The organism is Photobacterium indicum (genome assembly GCF_003026215.1).
Lineage (GTDB): Bacteria > Pseudomonadota > Gammaproteobacteria > Enterobacterales > Vibrionaceae > Photobacterium > Photobacterium indicum.
Genome location: NZ_PYOC01000006.1, coordinates 33,728 through 54,382, shown reverse-complemented (window position 1 = coordinate 54,382; position 20,655 = coordinate 33,728). Strand labels below are relative to the sequence as shown.

Here is a 20,655-nt window from a genome sequence, read left to right as displayed (position 1 = left end):
ACACTACGACAGCTTTTCGTAGTTATTGGTCCAATCAAGCGCCTGCTGATGGCTACTGGCCACCAATATTTCTGGTATACCTAATTCAGTACAATATGCACTGACCTTGCCCCAGTCAGCCTGCTCGTAAGCATCTAACAGTGCCAAGACCTGCCCAAGCTGACCTTGATGATGCAATAACGCGGTTTGTACTTCATCTTGCAGGGGTAACAATGCCAGCAGCTGATCGAGTGAGCTGTCTAATAATGCGTCCAATAATGAAAACATCCCAGTCAGAAATGCCTGTTCAGATTTTGCCTTTAAATTACTGTTCGCCACCAACACTTCGCACATCCGTGCCCGCTGCAGCGACATTGAGTACAACTCTTTCGGTTTGTTTAATGCGGCATGTGCCGTTGCAACCACCCCGACAAACATCCGTACTTTGTCTTCGCCCAAATACACCAATGCTTGTTTAAATGAACTGATGGGCTCAACAGTGCGCGTCGTTGCGGTATTTACATAACGCAGTAATAAATAAGACAACGAGACATCGCTGGCAATAATCTGCTCAACCTTTTTAAAGTTAACTGGCTCACGGCAAATTTCTTGCAGTAAGCGAACTGTTGTAAGTTTTTGCGGTTCAATTTGACGATTTTTCAATAATTCTGGCTTACTAAAAAAGTACCCCTGAAAAAAGTGAAAGCCCGCATCCAGTGATATTTGAAAATCTTGATGTGTTTCCACTTTTTCAGCTAAAAACTTTATTTTCCGGTGCTTATTTTCAGCCACAAATGCACACGATTTTTCGAGACCTAACTTGATCAAATCAAGTTTAATAATATGTACATAAGGTAGAAAACGCTGCCATTCAGCCGAAGCTTCAAAATCATCTAATGCAATCACGTAACCATTACGGTGTAAGTGCTTAATCGCAATAAATAACTCGTCATTAGGAATACAGGTTTCAAGCACTTCAATCACCACCCGCCTTTTGGGCAGCAGTAGTGGTAATAAACGAATTAAGCTTTCATGAGGAAAGTTAATAAAGGTACGTTGGCCAGCTGTTGCCTGGTTATCGCCCACTGCCATATAGTTTTCAACCAACAAACGACAGGTCGCTTTATTGGCTTCAATTAATGGAAAGGCATTACTTTCACCGTCGCGGAATAATAACTCGTAGCCGACGGTACGTTGCTGACGATTTAAGATGGGCTGGCGTGCAACGTATGAATACATGACGACTAAAGTATCCTGTTATCCGTAAATGAAAATCAGCATTAAGCACGTGCTGATGCGAGCAATGCACCACAACCAATAAACATCGAGCCAAACACACGGTTCAACGTGTTCATCACACGAGAAGATCGTATATACCCTGTCAGTTTAGAAGCTAGTGATACATAACACAGCATAACGCAGGTATCGACCAAGACTGTTGTCGCACCCAAAATAATAAGCTGCATCATTTGCGGTTCATTCGGATTAATAAACTGTGGAAATAAGGCCACCAGAAAAACAATCGTTTTAGGGTTGGTCATATTCACAAATACGGCTTGGCGAAATAATGATTGAGCAGACACATTGTCGGCGGGTGTATCGAGACTAATAACGGCTTTTTCTCGCCATTTTTGCACGCCTAACCAAACAAGATAAATCACCCCCACCCATTTGATGATGGAAAATGCCATCTCAGATTGAGCAACAATCGCCCCAAGGCCAACCCCAACCAGTATAATATGAAAGGCCAATCCCGCTTGTAGGCCGACTATCGACGCTAATGATTTGCGAAAGCCATAAACCATGCCGTTACTGATCGAGTTCACTGTGCCCGAGCCTGGTGCAACGCTAAATACCACTGCTGTCGCTAAATATGCCAACCAAACTTCAATATCCACAACCACACCTCATAGTGAATTTGTTTAAGTTAAAACTATCAATACTACCCATGATCCAAGCAAGTTAACCGTAGAATGTCAGTGAAAGCAACCTGTGGATCATTATTCTGCCGTATCACTTTACGATATACTCTATTATCAAAGAGATTAGTAATATATAGGCGACCTATCTATGATTTAACTGTAATCATTAATTCAAATTAATGACTCTATAATCAAATGGCTTTCATTTTTATTATTCATTTCCTATTTCGTCAGGCCGAGAGAAAACATGACAGCTCAACCTTTACATTATTTTGATTTTTCACAAGAAGACAGATACGCCGAGACAATGTCTGGGCCAGTAGCTGAAATGTGGAAACAACGCCAGGAAGGCACATTCAAAGGTGTCGATGATCTCAATATTGGTTGGGTAAGCCTGACGGGCTACAACCATGATAAAGCGATTATTGTGGTGAATGGTCGTATCGAAAGCTATTGGAAATACCAAGAACTTTTCTACGATTTAGTCAAACAAGGGTACGATGTATATGCCATTGACCATCGCGGTCAGGGTATCTCGGATCGTTTAGCCAAAGATAACGAATTAGGCCACGTTGAAGAGTTTGATGATTATGTTACCGATCTAAAAACCTTCTTTGATACCGTGGTAACCCCTAAAAAGTATAAACAACACTTTCTGCTTGGCCATTCAATGGGGGGAACCATCTCAACCTTATTCTTGGCAAAATACCCATCATTGATTAAACGTGCGGTACTAAGTGCACCGATGCATGGTATTCAATTGTCTAATTGGATGAAGCCAATCGCTTCCCCTTTTGCACGTGTCGTTGAGCAATTACAACGCCAACCTAATTATGCACCAGGGCAAGTACCTTATTATCCCAAGCCTTTTCTGAATAATAAATTGTGCCAAAGCCAGATACGTTATCAATGGTTTCGCGACTTATATGAAAACAAACCAGCATTAAAAATTGGCGGACCCAGTGCTCGCTGGGTATGGCAAGGTATGGCGGCTGCGAATCGCTGCATTACACAAGCGGCGAATATTGCTACCCCTATACTGCTCATTCAGGGGAGCGATGATAATATTGTTGATAATCAAGCACACCATCGTTTTTGCCAAGCCATGAACCAAGCCAATCGCTCGTGTGAATTAAAAACCATTAATGGCGCGCGTCACGAGTTATTGTTCGAAAAAGATGCTTATCGTAATACCGTGTTGGCCGCGACTTTTTCTCATTTGAACCACGACAACAGCACATCATCAACATAAACGAGTAAAAGCGGAAATTATGAAATCACACATTAGCCTCTTTTTTCTGACGTAAACTGGTTTAGAATTCATCATACCAATCAGGTACAGAGGTTATTGTGTGTATCTGACCCCTGCTTTCATTGCGAGAATATTCATGTACAAGATTGTTGCTTCAGATCTAGACGGTACGCTACTTACTCCTGACCACAAAATTGCGCCATTCACTAAAGACGTCTTAAATCGCTTACACCTGCAAGGTAAAGATTTTGTGTTCGCCACAGGCCGCCACCATATTGATGTTGCAGGTATGCGTGAACATATCGGTATTCCTGCGTACATGATCACCTCTAATGGTGCACGTGTGCATAATTGTAAAGGCGAGTTGATCTTCCAACAAAATGTTCAAGCAGAAGTCATCGCAGGCGTGATTGCATTAACCAAAACGGATCCAGCCCTCAAAATCCATATCTATCGCAACGACGATTGGCTATTAAATATGGAAGATAAATCGCTAAGCGAATTTCATGATACGTTTAGTTACCAACTTTTTGATGTCGAAAACCCTCCATTAGAAGGTGTGGCTAAAATATTTCTCACTCGTGATGACCACGATCATGACAAGCTGGTTGAATGGGAAGATCGCCTTAATGAACATTTTGGCAGCCGTGCTAATATCGCATTCTCGACCCCTTGGTGCTTAGAAGTGATGGATGCTGGCGTATCAAAAGGTCATGCGCTAGAAGCGGTTGCGAAAGAAAAAGGCTATGCATTGCAAAACTGCCTCGCATTTGGTGACGGCATGAATGATGCTGAAATGCTGTCAATGGCAGGTAAAGGGTTAGTGATGGAAACCTCTCACGACAAAGTAAAAAAAGCCTTACCCAACAATGAAGTTATCGGCTCTTGTGCTGATGAAGCCGTAGCGCATTACTTAGCAGACAACCTGTTATAAGCATCTTTTTACAGTGAATCATATAAGAAGGCTGCCAACGCAGCCTTTTTTGAGCATTTTTTCAGATACGTTTAATGGTTAGAATTGCCCTGTCATTTGTAATATTGCCAGCCACTGAGCTTCAGTCACTGGCATAATGCTCAATCGATTACCTCGTTTCACTAAAGGCATCTCTTCTAACAACGGATTGGCTTTCATTCGTTTTAGTGAAACAAGTCGTAAATGACGCTGATATTCCACATCGACCATTATCCAACGAGGATTTTCAGGATCTGATTTAGGGTCAAAATACGGGCAGGTCGGATCAAATTGAAAATGATCGGGATAGGCTTCTTTCACCACGGTAGCAATACCAGCCACCCCCACCTCTTTACACGATGAATGATAAATAAAGATCTGATCGCCCAATTTAACCAGATCACGCATCATATTCCGTGCCTGATAGTTACGAACCCCTTCCCAACACGAAACTTTTTGCTGCTTTAAAGTGTCTATGGAAAAGGTCTCTGGTTCTGTTTTAAATAACCAATAGCCCATAATCATTCTCGTTGTAATATAAAGTACTTTCACTCAAGCCTAACATGAAGAGGGATTTGCATGACACATCCACGGATGCGAACAGCGTTACCTATTGCCGCTCTTATTGCCTTAACAGGCTGCTCGACATCTACCCCTTCGTCATCCACATCGGGCATGATCGATCTCACACCCCCTAAAGAGCCAACGCAACTCGGTAGCAGTTCAACGACGACTGCAAATACGGAGACAATTAATACAAGCATTCAGGCAAGTGGAAAAGTGCAAGCCTTTATGATGCGAGGCATGGTGACGCTCGGTCATGAAAGTAATAGCATTCAACCTTGCGGTAGCACGCAACAATATTGGCTAACAACAGCAATATCTGACCGTGCCTCACTTGCAAAAATCGCCCCAAACGGCTACCAAGCCATGTATGCTGAAATGATTGGCTTCTTAGAGCCCGCCCCTGCAGAAGGCTTTACCGCTAACTACGATGGTCGCTTTACAGTAAAACAAATCAACATGATTTCTGCTGAAATGAGTGGCGGCTGTAAACAACAACCGCACACGACACGTGCCTTTGGCAACGAACCCGGTTGGGCTGCTGAAATCAAAAATAAGCAAGTCACCTTAATTCAAATGGGTAAAGAGCGCCAAAACCAAGCAATTACCTCAACATCATCCATCTCGGGTAAACAGCAATATACAGGCAGCGATTTCAACCTGACCCTTACCAAAGCACAATGTAACGATACCATGAGCGATGCATTGTTTGGTTGGCAATCCGCATTAGAGTGGCAAGGTAAACAATTCAAAGGTTGCGCGACCATTGGCGCTACCGATGTCACTTTGAATTGGATTGGCGAATATCAAAGTAGTGCTCAAGCCACCAAAAATACAGGTTTAACCACCACCTTAGTACTTAAGCCAGATCATTCAGCGACCACAACGTACGCCTATACGAATGGTGATAATAGCCTTGTTGAAACAGGATTCTGGCAACAAGCCAGTCAAGATACAGTGCAAGTCATGATGACCCACCATCAAGGGCGCCGTTTAAATGGCGAACGTTTCTTTACGTTAGACGGCAATACGCTAATCACCACAGAAGAAGTGGTGAACGGCCAAACGTATAGCCTAGGCAGTGACGGTTTGCAGCTCGAGAAACAATAAAGCTGGATTCAAGCAATACATGTGTGGCTTGATATAATATTGCGGTTACCTTTGGGAAGTGGAGCCGCTTCCCGTTTTCGTTATGTCATTTTTATTTAAAGAGAACGTTTATGCCTTGCCCGCGCTGTGGTTTCCAACACAACTGTATTTGCCATGCTGAACCCCAATCACTCACCAGTGCTGCGCATTTTGTTTTACTGACTCACCCCAAAGAACTGAACAAAGACACCAATACCGGAGTCTTAATGGAACGTACTCTACCTCATTGCCGCCGCGTCATCTGGGATCGGGTGACTCCTCCGAGCGAACTCATCCAACAATTAACCAATCCTCAATTTGATCCTTGGTTATTATTTCCTAGTGATGAAACGCACCCAGCCAGTGATTTTCAGCCAACGGATCAGAAAATACCGTTGTTTGTCATTCTTGATGCGACCTGGCAAGAAGCACGAAAAATGGTACGTAAAAGCCCATGGTTAGCCGCGCTGCCACGGTTGAGCCTAACGCCAAAATCCATGTCTGAATATCAGCTACGCCGTAATCAGCAGGCTGGCAATTTGTGTACTTGTGAAGCAGGCATAGCATTACTTTCATTGACCAACCAACCACAACAAGCAGCCAAGCTAGAACAATACTTCAGTACCTTTATTGAAGTATTTCATGCAGAGAAAAGTGGTCATACTAAACACTGAGTTACGACAATCACAACGATTATTGTACAAATTTGCATCGCACGTTAAATGCACTATACTGAAACCGACTAATCAGTCGGTGACGGGTATTGTTTCGACACGACATCGAACTGTTCAGGATCTTTGTGACCAATCACTCATGAGGCAATATCAATGACAGTAGCAGAAAACGTCGTCACCAAATTAGACATCGCGGCAATGCAAAATACATTACACGAACAACGTGCGAGTTATTCTGCTCACTCAATGCCAGACTACGCTGAACGAATCACCCAGCTAAAGGCGCTTAAACAAGCCTTGTTAGCCAACAAAACAGCACTGTGTGAGGCACTGAATCAAGATTACGGACAACGTAGCGAACAAGACAGCCTCATGGCTGATGTACTGCCCTGCGTCATGAATATTAGCTACACCATTAAACACTTAAAAAAGTGGATGAAACCCTCGAAGCGCCATGCTGGCTTATTGTTAGCGCCAGCCAAAGTGGAAGTGGTGTATCAACCACTTGGGGTTATCGGAATTGTAGTACCGTGGAATTTCCCAGTAATGCTCAGCCTTGGGCCATTAATCACCGCCTTAGCCGCGGGTAATCGCGCCATGATTAAGCTCAGTGAATTCACCCCTGCAACCAACATTGTACTGCGTGAATTGCTGGCATCGGCATTTGATAACAAACACGTAGCGGTTTTTGAAGGTGAAGCCGATATCGCCGCGGCATTTACCGCATTACCGTTTGATCACCTGATTTTCACGGGTTCAACGACCGTTGGCCGCCATGTTATGCGCGCAGCAGCTGATAACCTCACTCCAGTCACACTCGAACTAGGTGGTAAATCACCCACCATTATTGCCCCCGATATACCGTTGAATATCGCTGTTGAGCGGATGATTTATGGCAAAAGCCTTAATGGTGGCCAGATTTGTGTCGCCCCTGATTACGCATTAGTCCCAGAAGGTAAAGTGGACGATTTTATTACAGAGTACAAAAAACAATTCAATAAGATGTACCCAAAGGGGACGGCGAATAAAGACTTCACGTCGGTGATCAATCAGCGCCAATATCAACGCCTAACTGCTTGGCTTGAAGATGCCAAAAGCAAAGGCGCCACAGTGATTCCTTGCCATGAAAATAGTCGAGATGATCAGCAACATCGTATGGTCACCCATATATTGTTGAATACCAATGATGATATGACCGTCATGCAAGATGAAATATTTGGTCCAATATTGCCAATAGTGCCTTATAAGACAATTGATCAGGCATTAGATTATATTCAGCAACGTCCTCGTCCGCTGGCGTTATACCTAATGAGTTTTGATGCAGAGCTACAACAACGCATTAAAACCACCACCCATTCAGGCGGAATGTGTATTAACGAGTCAGTCTTCCACGTTGCTGCCGATGATGCACCGTTTGGTGGTATCGGCCCTTCCGGTATGGGGCATTATCATGGTAAAGAAGGGTTCTTAACGTTCTCGAAAGCGAAAACAATTTTGAGTCGCGGTAAAATAAATACCGCTAAATTAGTGACCCCACCTTATGGTGGCTGGATCCAAAAGCTGATGTTAGCTTTCTTCCTTCGATAAATTTGGGAATTTAATCTGTTTATGGTTACAGAAAAGAAACAGCAAATTTTGGATACTGCCCTTTTGCTCTTTGTCGAACAGGGAATTCAAGCAACAGCAACAGCCAAAATAGCCAAGCAAGCAAACGTGGCAACAGGCACGCTATTCCACCATTTTTCGAATAAACAAGAATTGGTGGTGACGCTATACCGTTCAATCAAAGATGAATTGAGCCAGTCCATTAGCCAAGATTCAGCTGACAAGGTTCATCCATCAGACAATCAAGTGGATACTTTAAAATCCACCATTAAAAGCTATTGGCACCAAGCGATTGAATGGGCAATGAGTCACCCACTAAAATGGCAGTTTCTGCAGCAATTTGCCAACGACCCACAATTTAAAATTAGCCAACAACAAGATGTTATGACGTCATCAATGGCGTTTTTGGTTGAAGCGGTTGAACAAGGACAACAGCAAGGCGTATTGGCACGCTTACCAATGCCTTTAGTGCTTAATTATTGCCATTATCACTATTTAGCCGTGACAACCTTATTTATTGAACAACCAGAGCTATTCCAACAACCAAGCTACCAAGACGGTGCTTTCCAGATGTTTTGGCAAGGCTTAGTCACCAAGCCATGATGTGAAAATGGCTGACCATAAAAGCTAAACGGGAGCATAAGCTCCCGTTTTTTTATTCATTGCATGATACGGTTTTCACCACATCGTAATGATTAAGCTTGTACTTCAGCGTATTGGTTTAACTCTGCAATACTTACTGTCGTAATAAACTCACCGTCTAAGTAGAAGTCCACGTTATCACCAGCTTTCTCGCCACGTAGTCGCGCAGTTTCACCATTTTGGTAAGACACATTCATTTCTAGGGTGGAATCGTCAAGCTGACGGAATGTAGCCGCTTCAATATTGCTGTTCTGCACGCTTGCTAGCGGCACAGTCGTCATTGATTTATCTAACTTGCTGTTGATCTTAAAGATAGCATCAACAGGCATATCAGCCACTGCCGGTGATTTACCCGTAATCGGGTTTTTACCGGTCCAGAACTCAATCGAGTTGAAGATAAACAGATCGGCTGTTGCAGCAATACCGTATACCGGGCTTAACAGAACAAATAGACCCGCACGACCATAACGGTTATCGACAGCTGATAAGTTTGCTTTGGTCACAATTTGTGAGGTGCCCATCTGACCAATACAACCCGTTAGAGAGGTTGCCAATACTGCCATCGCCACAGCTTTCAGTGCGATCTTTTTCATTTGTGCGTTACTCCGCGTAAAATTAAAATGGATAAAAAGTCGGCGGATTATAAGCACTTTTGTGGAAATTACGAGTCAATTGTTTGTGAATAGTTCTGAAATAAAAACAATGTAGGCTTTAAGCTAAATCAAGGTAAAAAAGCAGTCAGTTACTATCAAGCCGTAATAAGGCAAGCGACTGATTAATTGATAATAAATATATAAAAAGCGGCTAAATAGCCGCTTTTAGATTTACCTTTGTAACTTGCCACTTTTAATACATTTAAGCGTACTGACCAGCAACATAACCCGAGCTCCATGCCCATTGGAAGTTGTAGCCTCCCAACCAGCCGCTCACATCCATCACTTCGCCAGCAAAGTACAAACCAGGAACCTGTTTAGCTTCCATCGTTTTCGATGACAGCTCATCAGTGTCTACGCCGCCTAAGGTAACTTCAGCAGTGCGGTAACCTTCCGTACCATTTGGAACAATAGACCATGAGTGGAAATACGTATCGAGGCTTGCGACTTCTTTCTCGTTATATTGCTTCAATGGCTTATCGGTAATATCACCACGCTCAATAAGCACTTCAATTAGGCGCTTAGGCAATAAGCGCGACAACGCCGTTTTTAAACTTTGGTTCGGGTTACTTTCACGCATCGCACGCAAGGTATCGCTCAGCGATACATCGGGCAGCAAATTGATTGTCACTTTCTGACCCGGCGTCCAATACGATGAAATCTGTAAAATAACCGGACCAGACAAACCACGGTGGGTAAACAATAAACTTTCTTTAAAATAGGTACCGTCTTCCGTTTCAATCGTCACAGGAACCGCAATACCAGACAATTCAGCAAATGCTTCTTTCTCTTCTTTATGCAAGGTGAAAGGCACTAAACCAGCGGTGGTAGGCACCATTTTCAGCCCAAATTGCTCAGCAACCTGATAACCAAAAGGCGTTGCACCCAGCTTAGGCATAGATAAACCGCCTGTTGCAATCACTAAAGACTCACATTCAACCGCATCGGTATTCAACTTTAAGCTAAAGCCAGAATCGATTTTAGTGATGTCATGCACATCACAACGGTAACGCTGTTCAACCGTTGGTAAATCACATTCAGCCAATAACATTTGCACGATTTCTTTGGCTGAATCTTCACAGAATAGCTGCCCGTGCGAACGCTCTTCGTAAGCAATATTATGTTTAGCAATCATCGCGATAAAATCCCACTGGGTATATTGCGATAAGGCTGATTTTACGAAATGAGGATTACGACACACAAAATTACTGGCTGTCACATCATAGTTAGTAAAGTTACAGCGGCCACCACCAGAGATCAGGATTTTACGCCCTGGCTTCTTTGCATGATCAACCACCAGCACAGAACGACCTCGTTTGCCTGCTTCTGCCGCACACATTAACCCTGCTGCACCAGCACCAATAATTACAACATCAAACTTGTTAGCCATTTCTGTACCTAAACGTTGGATCATCACGGAATGAAAAAGGGATGCGATACCATAGTGGTTTGCATCCCTTTGTGTTCTGCGCGCATTTTACGCGGCTATGGCGTGAATACCAAACCTAATCCTACTTTAGGTTAAATTAGGCTGACGACTATTCATTGTAATATCGGCATCAGGCATGTGTAACGTTGTGGTTGGAAACGCAAAGTCAGCACCGTTACGATGCACAATATCCACAATTTTCAGCATCACATCTTGCTGTACTTCTTGATATTCCACCCAATTAACGGTTTTAGTAAAGGTGTACACCAGTATATTCAATGACGATGCACCATACGTATCAAAACAAACGATCATGGTTTGGTTACTATCAATATCGGCATGGTTTAATAGCATGGCTTTTATATCAGCCGCCACTTTGCCCACGACAGCCGCATCTTCATAACGTAATCCAACACTTTGTTTAATTCTACGATTGGTCATACGCGAAGGGTTTTCAACCACAATAGAGCTAAAGACAGAATTAGGCACATATAATGGTCGCTTATCAAATGTGCGAATAACCGTCATTCTAAAGCCGATACGCTCAACCGTACCTTCAATTTGGCGATCTGGACTGCGCACCCAATCACCCACTTTAAAAGGGCGATCCAAATACAGCATCATAGCGCCGAAGAAGTTGGCCAGCATGTCTTTTGCGGCCATACCAACAATTAAGCCACCCACGCCACCGAAGGTCAGCACACCCGACAAACTCAAGCCAAGGTTCTGCATCATCACTAAGCCACCAATGACCATTACGATCAACCGCAGTATCTTAGAAATAGCATTGATGGTGGTGGTATCTTTCGCTTTAGGTAATATGCCAGCTTCGACATTACTGATCAGACGTAACAGTATCCAGACCAGAGTCCACACCACCATTAAATGGCGAACAACAGCAAGAAAGGTTGTGGGGTAGCTTGTGGTGTTATCAATCACAATGCCAAACGATAAGACGGCAGGCCATAGCCAGATCAGCCAACTGACAGGACGACGAACTGCACTCACCAGCGCATCGTCCCAAATTAAGCGGGTATTTTCAGCAATTAAGGAAAGACGACGGGTAACAAGTAGCCATCCGCCCCATAAAATTGCACTTAACGCGAGCAACAGGCCCACGTTGTACATCCAGTCGTGATTCACACCTTGCTCTAGGGATGACCACCATTGAATAAATCTTGTCATAAAAACCGTTAGCCAATATGTCGATAAAATAAACGAGGCATAAAGCTAAGCGGTTCAATTTCAATAAGCAATCAATAAAGTCCGTTGAACAAATATAACGACACAATTCGCCATTAGATACCAAGAAACGCGACGGCAAAGATAGAGATAAAGAAAACCATAACAAACGTACTCGCAAGGATGAATAGCTTGCGAACTTTCACACATTTGGTCATGAATAACGGATCATGATGATTCTGATATTGCTGACTACGAATGTAGTGAAAAAGACGGACTTGCTTACTAACATTGCCTTGAGAAGAGAAAAAACCGCGACCATCAACTTGCTGATAAAGTAATGGGTCACAATCTCGCATTACTCGAAGTAATGTACGCAAGGTACTCACATATCGAGACACATTCACAACCATTATCAAAAAGAGTGCTAGTAGAAATGCATCACCACTAATATTCATCATAAATCCCCCAAACAACATTCGTTACAGGCTGGGGAAGAGAGGGCGCGATTTAATTGCGCCCTTAAAATACTTAACCAGCCGTTGTATCCATTACAGATGTCGAGCCAGCCTTCGCCATTGCTGCAAGATCTTTATCAATAAAGAATAAAGCTTTGCCATCTTCGCCAACTAACTCAATCTTATCCAAAATGCCTTTAAACAACTTTTCTTCTTCATGCTGCTCTGATACATACCACTGCAAGAAATTAAAGGTAGAGTAGTCTTGAGTCGTGAATGCCACATGAGCTAACTTATTAATTTGTTGAGTAATTAATTGTTCATGTTCATATGTTTCACGAAATACCGCGCCCAAAGATTCAAACTCGTGCTTTGGTGCTGCAATTGCACCCAACATTGGCATAGAGCCCGTTTCACTCACATACGTGAATAAACGCTGCATGTGTTCCATCTCTTCAACTGCATGTGAACGTAAAAATTCAGCTGCTCCCTCAAAACCCTTATCTTCACACCATGCGCTCATTTGCAGGTATAGATTTGAAGAAAAGAACTCCAAATTAATTTGCTCGTTCAGCTTTGCAACCATCTCTTGAGCTAACATTACACAACTCCTATCTATTAAAGTGTAATCAACACATTGCCACTGTGCACAATTGAGTTTGCAACTCATGCCCACAATTGCCGTGAAATTCTCAATCAGTATCCCATAACATACGGGTAAGATTAAAAAAAAGACTAATTCTATAATAATTAATTAACGCACTATCTTCCTATAAAGGATGCGATCTAACCGATATTTTTCAATCATACTCAATGCTAGCATGAATAAAACCACGATAAAGGAGTGCAAGTTATGGCTTATAAACACATTCTAGTTGCAATCGATCTCTCCGATGACAGTTTCATCCTTGTCAACAAAGCCGCGACACTCGCCAAAGAGCTAGAGGCCAAATTGTCTTTGATCCACATCGATGTCAATTATGCCGAACTTTATACTGGTCTTATTGATATCAATCTCTCTGATACCCAATTCAAAATGTTTGATGATGCACAAAAGCAGCTTCAAGCTCTGGCAGAAAAAGCAAACTACCCGGTTTCTCATACCTTAGTGGGCAGTGGTGATTTTAGTGATGAAATTTGCCAAGCTATCAACAATCTCGATATTGAATTAGTGGTATGCGGTCATCACCAAGATTTTTGGAGTAAAATCCTTTCTTCAACCAAACAATTGATGAATGCGACTCCCGTCGATTTATTGATGGTGCCTTTAAAGTAAAACTTATCCTATCGATCGGTTTTCGTGAATATTTCAACAACGGTGTTTGATACGTTCAACGCCGTTGTACATTAATTATTTGACCATAAAACCGTGGCTTTTGGCTATTCCCCTACCTTTTATCCATATTTCAACGGAATCATTTCGGTTAGACTGTCGCCATCTATGGATAATAAATTAAATAAAAAATGGGATATTTATCAGCAATTACCCTGTTATGGGCATTTTCATTTAGCTTGATCGGTGTGTATCTGGCAGGTCAGGTCGATGCATGGTTCTCTGTGCTCACACGTGTCACCCTTGCCGGTTTGGTTTTTCTTCCCTTTTTAAGAAAGAAAAACTTACACGCTAAATTCGCGATTAAACTGATGATTGTCGGGGCTTTTCAGCTCGGCATTATGTACTGCTTCTATTACCAATCTTTCTTATATTTAACCGTGCCTGAAGTACTACTGTTTACTATTTTCACCCCGATTTATGTCACCCTGATTTACGACCTACTGCATAAGCAATTTTCTGCATGGTATTTACTCACCGCTGTTATCGCGGTAATTGGGGCTGCAGTTATTAAGTTTGAAGGAATCAACGAGAACTTTATTATTGGGTTCTTTATCGTACAGGGGGCAAATTTATGCTTCGCTATCGGGCAAGTTGGCTATAAGCATATCATGGAGCAAGAGCAGGCAGACCTACCGCAACATACGGTATTTGGTCTGTTTTATTTAGGCGCTATTTGTGTCGCATTACCGATGTTTCTATTGTTCGGCAACATCGAGAAGTTACCGACAACGAATACCCAATGGGGCATTTTAGTGTACTTAGGTACGATTGCTTCTGGTCTGGGTTATTTCATCTGGAATAAGGGCGCTACCATGGTGAATGCTGGCGCGTTAGCCATTATGAACAATGCTCTGGTGCCTGCGGGATTAATCGTGAACCTAGTGATCTGGAATCGTGATGTCGATTACTCTCGCTTAATTATTGGTGGCGTAATAATTCTATTTTCATTGTGGTTCAATGAAACGTGGGTGAAACGTAAAGTCGAGCAAACCAGAGCCGCATAAGCTAATAAGCAATAAGCCAAATCACGCATAAAAAAAGAGGCGAGATACTCGTTAACATTGAGTATCTCGCCTCTTTTCGAGATTCAGCTATCGCAAATATCCGTTATGACTGAGAACAGCTATCAGCATCGGCTTTACGTGCTGCTGCATCTTCCGCTAACCATTCAGCAACCGATTTAGCAAAGTACGTTAGTACACCATCAGCCCCTGCGCGCTTAAAGCACATCAGTGATTCCATCACAGTTTCACGCTCTTTCAGCCAACCGTTTTGGATCGCAGCCATGTGCATCGCGTATTCACCCGATACTTGATAAGCAAACGTCGGCACTTTTAGCTCGGTTTTCACTCGACGAACAACATCAAGATACGGCATGCCTGGCTTCACCATTACCATATCAGCACCTTCATTCACGTCCATTGCGACTTCATGTAGGGCTTCATCAGAATTAGCGGGATCCATCTGATACGTTTTCTTGTCACCACCTTTAAGGTTGCTCGACGAGCCGACTGCATCACGGAAAGGGCCGTAATAGTTAGACGCATATTTCGCAGAATACGCCATTATCTGGGTATGAATGTACCCGGCTTCTTCCAGTGCTTCACGGATTGCGCCAATGCGACCATCCATCATGTCTGACGGTGCCACCACATCAGCACCAGCTTCTGCATGTGACAAAGCTTGCTTGATTAGTACTTCTGTTGTCACGTCGTTAATTACGTAACCGTCTTCATCAATAATGCCGTCTTGACCATGTGTGGTAAATGGATCAAGGGCAACATCAGTGATCACGCCCATTTGAGGCACATGTTCTTTTAGCAAGCGCACCGCACGCTGTACTAAGCCTTCAGGGTTGTGAGCTTCTGCGGCACAAATGCTCTTAAAATCTTGAGAAACAACCGGGAATAACGCAATCGCTGGTACACCTAATTTCGCCAGATATTCAGCTTCTTGTAACATAAGGTCGATAGACAGACGCTCGATGCCCGGCATTGACTCTACCGTTTCACGGCGATCTTTACCCATAAGAATGAACATCGGGTAAATCAGGTCGTTAACAGAGATTTGGTTTTCAGCCATTAAACGACGGCTAAAATCATGCTTACGCATACGACGCATACGGCGTGCCGGGAAAGCGCCTTGAATAGATACTGACACTGCATATTCCTTGTATGGTTGATTCACTACTGTTTGTTAATACCACTCTGGATACATATCAAGACTGGTATAAGCCTATAATAATGCGAATGTCATGGCATTATTATCCTAATTCGATAATACCACCCTCATAAAGTTTCGGGAGGTCTGATCACAAAAAATGCCTGCGTTGTCGCACATGAATTACCCACAACATCCGCGATTTCTTGTTGACGACACTGCGCAATAACACTGGCAATGTGGGGCAAAAACTGCGGTTCATTACGGCTCGATTTGGGCTTTGGCCGATAATCACGCGGTAGCAGGTACGGGCAATCCGTTTCAATCATCAAACGATCATCAGGTATCAGGCGCACAATATCACGCAATTCCGTACCACGACGCTCGTCGCACACCCAGCCTGTAATACCGATATGTAGGTCGAGTTCTAAGCACTCTTTTAGCTCTTGTTCGGTACCTGTAAAGCAATGTAAGACGGCTGCTGGTAATTTCGCTCGCCATGGTCTTAGTATATCGATAAAGCGCTCGTGAGCATCACGACAATGCATAAAAACAGGCAGGTTCAATTCTGCCGCTAACGCTAACTGCGCTTCAAATACCGCTTCTTGTTGCGGCCTAGGCGAAAAGTCACGATTAAAGTCGAGCCCACACTCTCCAATCGCCACCACTTCAGGTGTTGCAGCTAAAGTACGAATATGAGGAAGCGTTAAGTCTTCAATAGACTTGGCATCATGCGGATGAACACCAGCTGTGCTGTAACAATATTGTGGCCACTGCTGTGCCATTTTTTGTGCTTGCTGGCTTTCTTCAATACTGGTGCCCGTTAAGATTAAGCCGGTAACACCCGCCTCTTTAGCGCGAGTAACCACATCGTCACGATCTTTATCAAAACGGCTGTTCGTTAGGTTAACGCCAATATCTATCATTTTAAAACCTAGTCAATTCAATAAACCTAATCAATACAAACAAAAAAACCGGCTCATCACCGGTTTTTATTATCACAACAGATTACTGTTCTTCGCTTTGCTCAATATCGTCATCTTCTTCTTGGTCTCGTACATAAAAACGCGAGAAGAATAAGCCGACTTCAAACAATATACACATTGGTATAGCGAGTAATGTCTGAGAAATAATATCTGGCGGAGTCAGCATCATTCCCACAACAAATGCAGCCACAACAATATATGGTCGCTTTTGTTTTAAGCTTTCTGGGTCTGTTGCACCCGTCCAACATAAAAGAATGATTGCCACTGGTATCTCGAATGCAATACCAAACGCCATAAATAACGCTAAGACAAAATCAAGGTAACTGGCAATATCGGTTGCAACCTGCACCCCCTCCGGCGCAATTCCCGTAAAGAAACTGAACACTAAGGGAAACACAACGAAATACGCAAATGATACACCACCGTAAAACAGCAAAGAGCTGGAGAACAATAACGGCATGATTAGCTTACGCTCATGCTTATACAGACCTGGCGCAACAAAGCCCCACACCTGATATAAAATCATAGGTACAGCAACAAATACTGAGGTAACCAATGTGAGTTTTATTGGTGTAAAGAATGGCGAAGCAACATCTGTTGCGATCATTGTTGCCCCTTCAGGTAAACGCTCTACCAAAGGTGCAGCCATGAAGGCATAGATGTCGTTTGCAAACCAAACTAGACCAAGAAAAACCACCAAGACACTCAAGATAGAACGCAATAGGCGATTACGTAGCTCAACTAAATGGCTAAATAATGGCTGCGTTTCTTCTACTGTCGACATAGTGATGTAATTTATTCCTGCTTTTGAGAAGTCGTTGTTGAGGTTGGCTCGCTTTTTTCGGCATAGGGACGTTGAACATCTGAAGCTGCTTGCTTCAATTCTTCAACCGATTCACGCAATTCTGGCGATAAATCTTTCATTCCCATTTGTTCGGCTTTTTTTAGATTCTCTTGCAGTTCCTGAATTTTCAGTTCTTGCGATAGTTCATCTTTCACCGAATTTGCCATATTACGAGCGGCGCCAACCCAGCGCGAAACACTACGAATCGCGACAGGTAGACGCTCTGGCCCCAGTACTACCAATCCCACCACAGAGATCAGTATTAACTCCCAGAACCCGATATCAAACACGCGTTAAACCTGCTCTTTGTCTTTTTGGCTCTTTTGAACCTGATCTTCACTTTGCTGTTCTTTGGACAGTGTTTTCTGTTCGAAGTCAGCGTCGGCGTCAGTGTTGTCTTTTTTCACGGTTGGATCTTCATCACCAATCGCTTTTTTGAAACCTTTTACGGCCGATCCAAGATCACCACCAAGAGAACGTAATTTCTTTGTTCCGAATAAAAGAACAATGATCAGTGCAATAATTAGCAACTGCCAGATACTGATACCACCCATGCTTGTTTTACCTCAGCTCTTTGTGGTTAATGACTAATGTTATGTTGAAACTTTTAATGTGTATATTGTCGCTTACTTTACCGCTATTTACGGCAAGCTCGCCAACCAAGTAACCAGAACGTGACGCCCATTGCAGCAGACGCTGCTGGAATCGTTTCAACATGGTTACTAAAAAGTATGGCAGAACATACCAATAGAGTCGCGCCTATACCAAAATAGAACCGAGCAAGCCCTTGATAGCGTCGACTCTCCATGAAGTTGTCATAGAGTTTATCGATTCGCTGATTCATTACCTTGCCTTGGCGCAAACTGTCGTAAAGTAATTCTGGCAATTCCGGTAGCTTTTCAGCCCAGAAAGGCGCTTTGCTTTTCACTGCCTCAACAATGGCCTGCGGGCCCACTTGACGAGACATCCAATCTTCAAGGAAAGGCTTTGCTGTAGTCCATAAATCTAATTGTGGATACAGCTGACGTCCCAGCCCTTCAACATATAATAACGTTTTCTGTAATAACACAAGCTGCGGTTGCACTTCCATATCAAAGCGACGCGCGGTGTTAAACAAATTCAATAGTACATGACCAAATGAGATGTCACATAACGGCTTCTCAAAAATAGGTTCACATACCGTACGAATTGCAAACTCAAATTCGTCAATATTGGTATCTTGCGGTACCCAACCTGAATCCACATGCAATTCAGCGACCTTGCGGTAATCGCGATGAAAAAATGCTAACAGGTTTTCCGCTAAATAACGTTTATCTTCACGGTTTAACGTACCCACAATGCCGCAATCTAATGCAATCCACTGCGGTGTTTCTGGGTTTTCGTAAGAAACAAAAATATTCCCAGGGTGCATGTCTGCATGAAAGAAGCTATCACGAAAAACTTGCGTAAAGAAGATATTAACCGCATTTTCGGATAACAGCTTCATGTTGGTTCCGTTCGCAATCAACGCATCAATATCTGAAACTTGAATACCATAGATGCGTTCCATCACCAATAAATTGGTACTGCTGTAGTCAGTGAACATCTCTGGAACATACAGGGTATCGCTGTCTTCAAAATTACGACGCAACTGGATGCTATTCGCTGCTTCCCGCATCATATTGAGTTCATCAAGCAACGTTTTTTCATATTCACGCACCACTTCTACTGGGCGTAACAAACGGGCTTCTGGCAATAAACGCGCGACGATATGTGCCATACGATACATCAGTTTGATATCAGCCTGTATGACAGGAAGAATGTCAGGGCGAATAACTTTTAATACCACTTCGCGACCATTTTCTTTCAATGTCGCGGTATGTACTTGAGCAATAGATGCTGAAGCTAGAGGTGTTTCATCAAAATCATCGAACCAAGTTTCAATTGGACCTCCTAAAGAGAGTTCCATGTGTTCTTTAGCAAGCTTGCCATCAAACGGTTCAACCTGATCTTGCAACAAAGCCAATTGATCTGCGATATGCGGGGGGAAAAGATCACGGCGAGTCGACATCATTTGCCCGAACTTGATCCATACAGGGCCAAGTTCTTGTAAGGCTAAACGTAGACGTTCACCTAGTGATTTCTCTGGGTGCTGATTCTTAATCCAAAATAATGACTTACGCACCATTTTCGGCATTTTCGTTCGCGGGTCTTCTGGCAAAAAGTCATCGAGCCCATACCGTAACTGGACTTCAATGATTTTATAAAGACGCTTGAATTCAGATGGCGTAATCATGATTGGTGGCGCTCTAACAACCGATTAAATCGTGCTTCAAGGCGTGACGAATCTGATTTCAAATCATCAACTTGATCTGCAAAATAGGCAATTTCTAAGGCTTGTGGTGCTAGCTTCCACTCTTCAGTAATGATTTCCGCTAAGTCACGCTGACGACGTTCAACACCGCGCTGAATAAAACGCGCACTGTTTTTCAATCCACTGACAACGGTGTGTGCAACGATATCACCGGTATATTGAGACAGTTTTTCTTCAACATCAGGTTTTAGGCCACTAAGCAGCGCAGAAAATTGCTGAGCTAATTGAATATCACCTTCTAATGAAAGCTTATCGGCTTTAATCAGTTGGGTCAGATTCGCCTGCTGACGCAGTTCAGAGAGCACACTTAGGTTAAGCGCTAATTGACAATCAACATCGCCGTCATAAACCGCCAACACATCAATTTGCTGACTAAATATGAAAATCAGTTGTTTACCAAATTCGTTAATCGTTACGCTAATAATTTTTCCGCGTAAACGCGCTAAACGACGCTGACTGTCAGCATCGTCTTTTAATAACGTATTAAGCGAAGTTTCTACCGCGCCTGTGACCAAAGCATCAAATGACATACAGTC

23 protein-coding genes are annotated in these 20,655 nt (G+C 43.1%); 8 read left to right on the top strand and 15 right to left on the bottom strand.

Annotated features, from left to right (window positions below):
* Positions 1-3 precede the first annotated feature (3 nt).
* Positions 4-1,218, bottom strand: coding sequence for an EAL and HDOD domain-containing protein (locus tag C9J47_RS16325; protein ID WP_107254464.1), 1,215 nt, complete (start codon positions 1,216-1,218; stop codon positions 4-6).
* Positions 1,219-1,259: 41 nt separating this feature from the next.
* Entirely contained in the window at positions 1,260-1,877 is a 618-nt protein-coding gene (gene rhtB / locus C9J47_RS16320; RefSeq protein WP_107254463.1) for a homoserine/homoserine lactone efflux protein, read from the bottom strand.
* A 271-nt stretch (positions 1,878-2,148) separates the two neighbouring features.
* Between rhtB and C9J47_RS16315 the strand changes: the two genes are divergently transcribed.
* Positions 2,149-3,153, top strand: coding sequence for an alpha/beta fold hydrolase (locus C9J47_RS16315; protein ID WP_107254462.1), 1,005 nt, complete (start codon positions 2,149-2,151; stop codon positions 3,151-3,153).
* A 136-nt stretch (positions 3,154-3,289) separates the two neighbouring features.
* On the top strand, positions 3,290-4,087 hold the full coding sequence (locus C9J47_RS16310) for a Cof-type HAD-IIB family hydrolase (RefSeq protein ID WP_107254461.1): 798 nt from the start codon (positions 3,290-3,292) through the stop codon (positions 4,085-4,087).
* Between the two features lie 78 nt (positions 4,088-4,165).
* Here C9J47_RS16310 and C9J47_RS16305 read toward each other — a convergent pair whose 3' ends face one another.
* Positions 4,166-4,624: an EVE domain-containing protein gene (locus tag C9J47_RS16305; protein ID WP_107254460.1), complete on the bottom strand. Its 459-nt coding sequence runs from the start codon at positions 4,622-4,624 to the stop codon at positions 4,166-4,168.
* Between the two features lie 60 nt (positions 4,625-4,684).
* Between C9J47_RS16305 and C9J47_RS16300 the strand changes: the two genes are divergently transcribed.
* The 4 genes from C9J47_RS16300 (at position 4,685) to C9J47_RS16285 (ending at position 8,679) form a co-directional block, all read left to right on the top strand.
* A complete protein-coding gene (locus C9J47_RS16300; protein WP_107254459.1) occupies positions 4,685-5,779 on the top strand; it encodes a COG3650 family protein in 1,095 nt (364 codons plus the stop codon).
* Positions 5,780-5,889: 110 nt separating this feature from the next.
* A complete protein-coding gene (locus tag C9J47_RS16295) occupies positions 5,890-6,471 on the top strand; it encodes a tRNA-uridine aminocarboxypropyltransferase (RefSeq protein ID WP_107254458.1) in 582 nt (193 codons plus the stop codon).
* A 153-nt stretch (positions 6,472-6,624) separates the two neighbouring features.
* A complete protein-coding gene (locus C9J47_RS16290; RefSeq protein ID WP_107254457.1) occupies positions 6,625-8,058 on the top strand; it encodes a coniferyl aldehyde dehydrogenase in 1,434 nt (477 codons plus the stop codon).
* 21 nt (positions 8,059-8,079) lie between these two features.
* The gene (locus tag C9J47_RS16285) at positions 8,080-8,679 is read left to right on the top strand and encodes a TetR/AcrR family transcriptional regulator (protein ID WP_107254456.1); all 600 of its coding nucleotides are present in this window, start codon (positions 8,080-8,082) and stop codon (positions 8,677-8,679) included.
* Between the two features lie 92 nt (positions 8,680-8,771).
* Here C9J47_RS16285 and C9J47_RS16280 read toward each other — a convergent pair whose 3' ends face one another.
* The 5 genes from C9J47_RS16280 to ftnA all read right to left on the bottom strand — a co-directional run bounded on the left by C9J47_RS16280 (position 8,772) and on the right by ftnA (position 13,041).
* A complete protein-coding gene (locus tag C9J47_RS16280) occupies positions 8,772-9,311 on the bottom strand; it encodes a DUF3332 domain-containing protein (protein ID WP_107254455.1) in 540 nt (179 codons plus the stop codon).
* A 262-nt stretch (positions 9,312-9,573) separates the two neighbouring features.
* Entirely contained in the window at positions 9,574-10,761 is a 1,188-nt protein-coding gene (locus tag C9J47_RS16275; protein ID WP_107254641.1) for a BaiN/RdsA family NAD(P)/FAD-dependent oxidoreductase, read from the bottom strand.
* Positions 10,762-10,887: 126 nt separating this feature from the next.
* A complete protein-coding gene (locus C9J47_RS16270; protein WP_107254454.1) occupies positions 10,888-11,985 on the bottom strand; it encodes a mechanosensitive ion channel family protein in 1,098 nt (365 codons plus the stop codon).
* A 113-nt stretch (positions 11,986-12,098) separates the two neighbouring features.
* A complete protein-coding gene (uspB, locus tag C9J47_RS16265; RefSeq protein WP_172635962.1) occupies positions 12,099-12,440 on the bottom strand; it encodes a universal stress protein UspB in 342 nt (113 codons plus the stop codon).
* Positions 12,441-12,513: 73 nt separating this feature from the next.
* The gene (gene ftnA / locus C9J47_RS16260) at positions 12,514-13,041 is read right to left on the bottom strand and encodes a non-heme ferritin (RefSeq protein WP_006233236.1); all 528 of its coding nucleotides are present in this window, start codon (positions 13,039-13,041) and stop codon (positions 12,514-12,516) included.
* Positions 13,042-13,293: 252 nt separating this feature from the next.
* On the opposite strand from ftnA, the gene C9J47_RS16255 reads away from it, so the two are divergent.
* Both C9J47_RS16255 and C9J47_RS16250 read left to right on the top strand, forming a co-directional pair.
* Complete coding sequence (locus C9J47_RS16255; protein ID WP_006233235.1) at positions 13,294-13,716, top strand: universal stress protein; 423 nt, start codon at positions 13,294-13,296, stop codon at positions 13,714-13,716.
* 188 nt (positions 13,717-13,904) lie between these two features.
* A complete protein-coding gene (locus tag C9J47_RS16250) occupies positions 13,905-14,780 on the top strand; it encodes a carboxylate/amino acid/amine transporter (protein ID WP_107254453.1) in 876 nt (291 codons plus the stop codon).
* Positions 14,781-14,883: 103 nt separating this feature from the next.
* Here the strand turns inward: C9J47_RS16250 and hemB are convergent, their stop codons facing one another.
* From hemB to C9J47_RS16215, 7 genes are all read right to left on the bottom strand, one after another.
* Positions 14,884-15,936, bottom strand: coding sequence for a porphobilinogen synthase (hemB, locus tag C9J47_RS16245; RefSeq protein WP_107254452.1), 1,053 nt, complete (start codon positions 15,934-15,936; stop codon positions 14,884-14,886).
* 128 nt (positions 15,937-16,064) lie between these two features.
* Positions 16,065-16,862, bottom strand: coding sequence for a 3'-5' ssDNA/RNA exonuclease TatD (tatD, locus tag C9J47_RS16240; RefSeq protein WP_107254451.1), 798 nt, complete (start codon positions 16,860-16,862; stop codon positions 16,065-16,067).
* Between the two features lie 82 nt (positions 16,863-16,944).
* Positions 16,945-17,706: a Sec-independent protein translocase subunit TatC gene (gene tatC, locus C9J47_RS16235; RefSeq protein ID WP_107254450.1), complete on the bottom strand. Its 762-nt coding sequence runs from the start codon at positions 17,704-17,706 to the stop codon at positions 16,945-16,947.
* A gap of 11 nt (positions 17,707-17,717) precedes the next feature.
* On the bottom strand, positions 17,718-18,056 hold the full coding sequence (gene tatB / locus C9J47_RS16230; RefSeq protein WP_107241955.1) for a Sec-independent protein translocase protein TatB: 339 nt from the start codon (positions 18,054-18,056) through the stop codon (positions 17,718-17,720).
* Positions 18,057-18,059: 3 nt separating this feature from the next.
* The gene (gene tatA / locus C9J47_RS16225; protein ID WP_006233229.1) at positions 18,060-18,320 is read right to left on the bottom strand and encodes a Sec-independent protein translocase subunit TatA; all 261 of its coding nucleotides are present in this window, start codon (positions 18,318-18,320) and stop codon (positions 18,060-18,062) included.
* Positions 18,321-18,403: 83 nt separating this feature from the next.
* Entirely contained in the window at positions 18,404-20,041 is a 1,638-nt protein-coding gene (ubiB, locus tag C9J47_RS16220) for a ubiquinone biosynthesis regulatory protein kinase UbiB (protein WP_006233228.1), read from the bottom strand.
* Positions 20,038-20,649 (bottom strand): ubiquinone biosynthesis accessory factor UbiJ, encoded by a 612-nt coding sequence (locus C9J47_RS16215; protein WP_107254449.1) that lies wholly within the window; start codon positions 20,647-20,649, stop codon positions 20,038-20,040. The genes ubiB and C9J47_RS16215 overlap by 4 nt, the downstream gene beginning before the upstream one ends.
* Between the last annotated feature and the right edge of the window lie 6 nt (positions 20,650-20,655).

Excerpts from the sequence above, each read along its gene's own strand:
- C9J47_RS16255 (WP_006233235.1), top strand. The coding sequence starts at position 13,294 with ATGGCTTATAAACACATTCTAGTTGCAATCGATCTCTCCGATGACAGT.
- C9J47_RS16270 (WP_107254454.1), bottom strand. The coding sequence starts at position 11,985 with ATGACAAGATTTATTCAATGGTGGTCATCCCTAGAGCAAGGTGTGAAT.
- C9J47_RS16300 (WP_107254459.1), top strand. The coding sequence starts at position 4,685 with ATGACACATCCACGGATGCGAACAGCGTTACCTATTGCCGCTCTTATT.
- ubiB (WP_006233228.1), bottom strand. The coding sequence starts at position 20,041 with ATGATTACGCCATCTGAATTCAAGCGTCTTTATAAAATCATTGAAGTC.
- C9J47_RS16285 (WP_107254456.1), top strand. The coding sequence starts at position 8,080 with ATGGTTACAGAAAAGAAACAGCAAATTTTGGATACTGCCCTTTTGCTC.
- C9J47_RS16295 (WP_107254458.1), top strand. The coding sequence starts at position 5,890 with ATGCCTTGCCCGCGCTGTGGTTTCCAACACAACTGTATTTGCCATGCT.
- C9J47_RS16310 (WP_107254461.1), top strand. The coding sequence starts at position 3,290 with ATGTACAAGATTGTTGCTTCAGATCTAGACGGTACGCTACTTACTCCT.
- tatD (WP_107254451.1), bottom strand. The coding sequence starts at position 16,862 with ATGATAGATATTGGCGTTAACCTAACGAACAGCCGTTTTGATAAAGAT.
- C9J47_RS16325 (WP_107254464.1), bottom strand. The coding sequence starts at position 1,218 with ATGTATTCATACGTTGCACGCCAGCCCATCTTAAATCGTCAGCAACGT.
- C9J47_RS16290 (WP_107254457.1), top strand. The coding sequence starts at position 6,625 with ATGACAGTAGCAGAAAACGTCGTCACCAAATTAGACATCGCGGCAATG.
- C9J47_RS16315 (WP_107254462.1), top strand. The coding sequence starts at position 2,149 with ATGACAGCTCAACCTTTACATTATTTTGATTTTTCACAAGAAGACAGA.
- C9J47_RS16215 (WP_107254449.1), bottom strand. The coding sequence starts at position 20,649 with ATGTCATTTGATGCTTTGGTCACAGGCGCGGTAGAAACTTCGCTTAAT.
- C9J47_RS16280 (WP_107254455.1), bottom strand. The coding sequence starts at position 9,311 with ATGAAAAAGATCGCACTGAAAGCTGTGGCGATGGCAGTATTGGCAACC.
- ftnA (WP_006233236.1), bottom strand. The coding sequence starts at position 13,041 with ATGTTAGCTCAAGAGATGGTTGCAAAGCTGAACGAGCAAATTAATTTG.
- C9J47_RS16305 (WP_107254460.1), bottom strand. The coding sequence starts at position 4,624 with ATGGGCTATTGGTTATTTAAAACAGAACCAGAGACCTTTTCCATAGAC.
- tatA (WP_006233229.1), bottom strand. The coding sequence starts at position 18,320 with ATGGGTGGTATCAGTATCTGGCAGTTGCTAATTATTGCACTGATCATT.
- C9J47_RS16250 (WP_107254453.1), top strand. The coding sequence starts at position 13,905 with ATGGGATATTTATCAGCAATTACCCTGTTATGGGCATTTTCATTTAGC.
- uspB (WP_172635962.1), bottom strand. The coding sequence starts at position 12,440 with ATGAATATTAGTGGTGATGCATTTCTACTAGCACTCTTTTTGATAATG.
- tatC (WP_107254450.1), bottom strand. The coding sequence starts at position 17,706 with ATGTCGACAGTAGAAGAAACGCAGCCATTATTTAGCCATTTAGTTGAG.
- C9J47_RS16275 (WP_107254641.1), bottom strand. The coding sequence starts at position 10,761 with ATGGCTAACAAGTTTGATGTTGTAATTATTGGTGCTGGTGCAGCAGGG.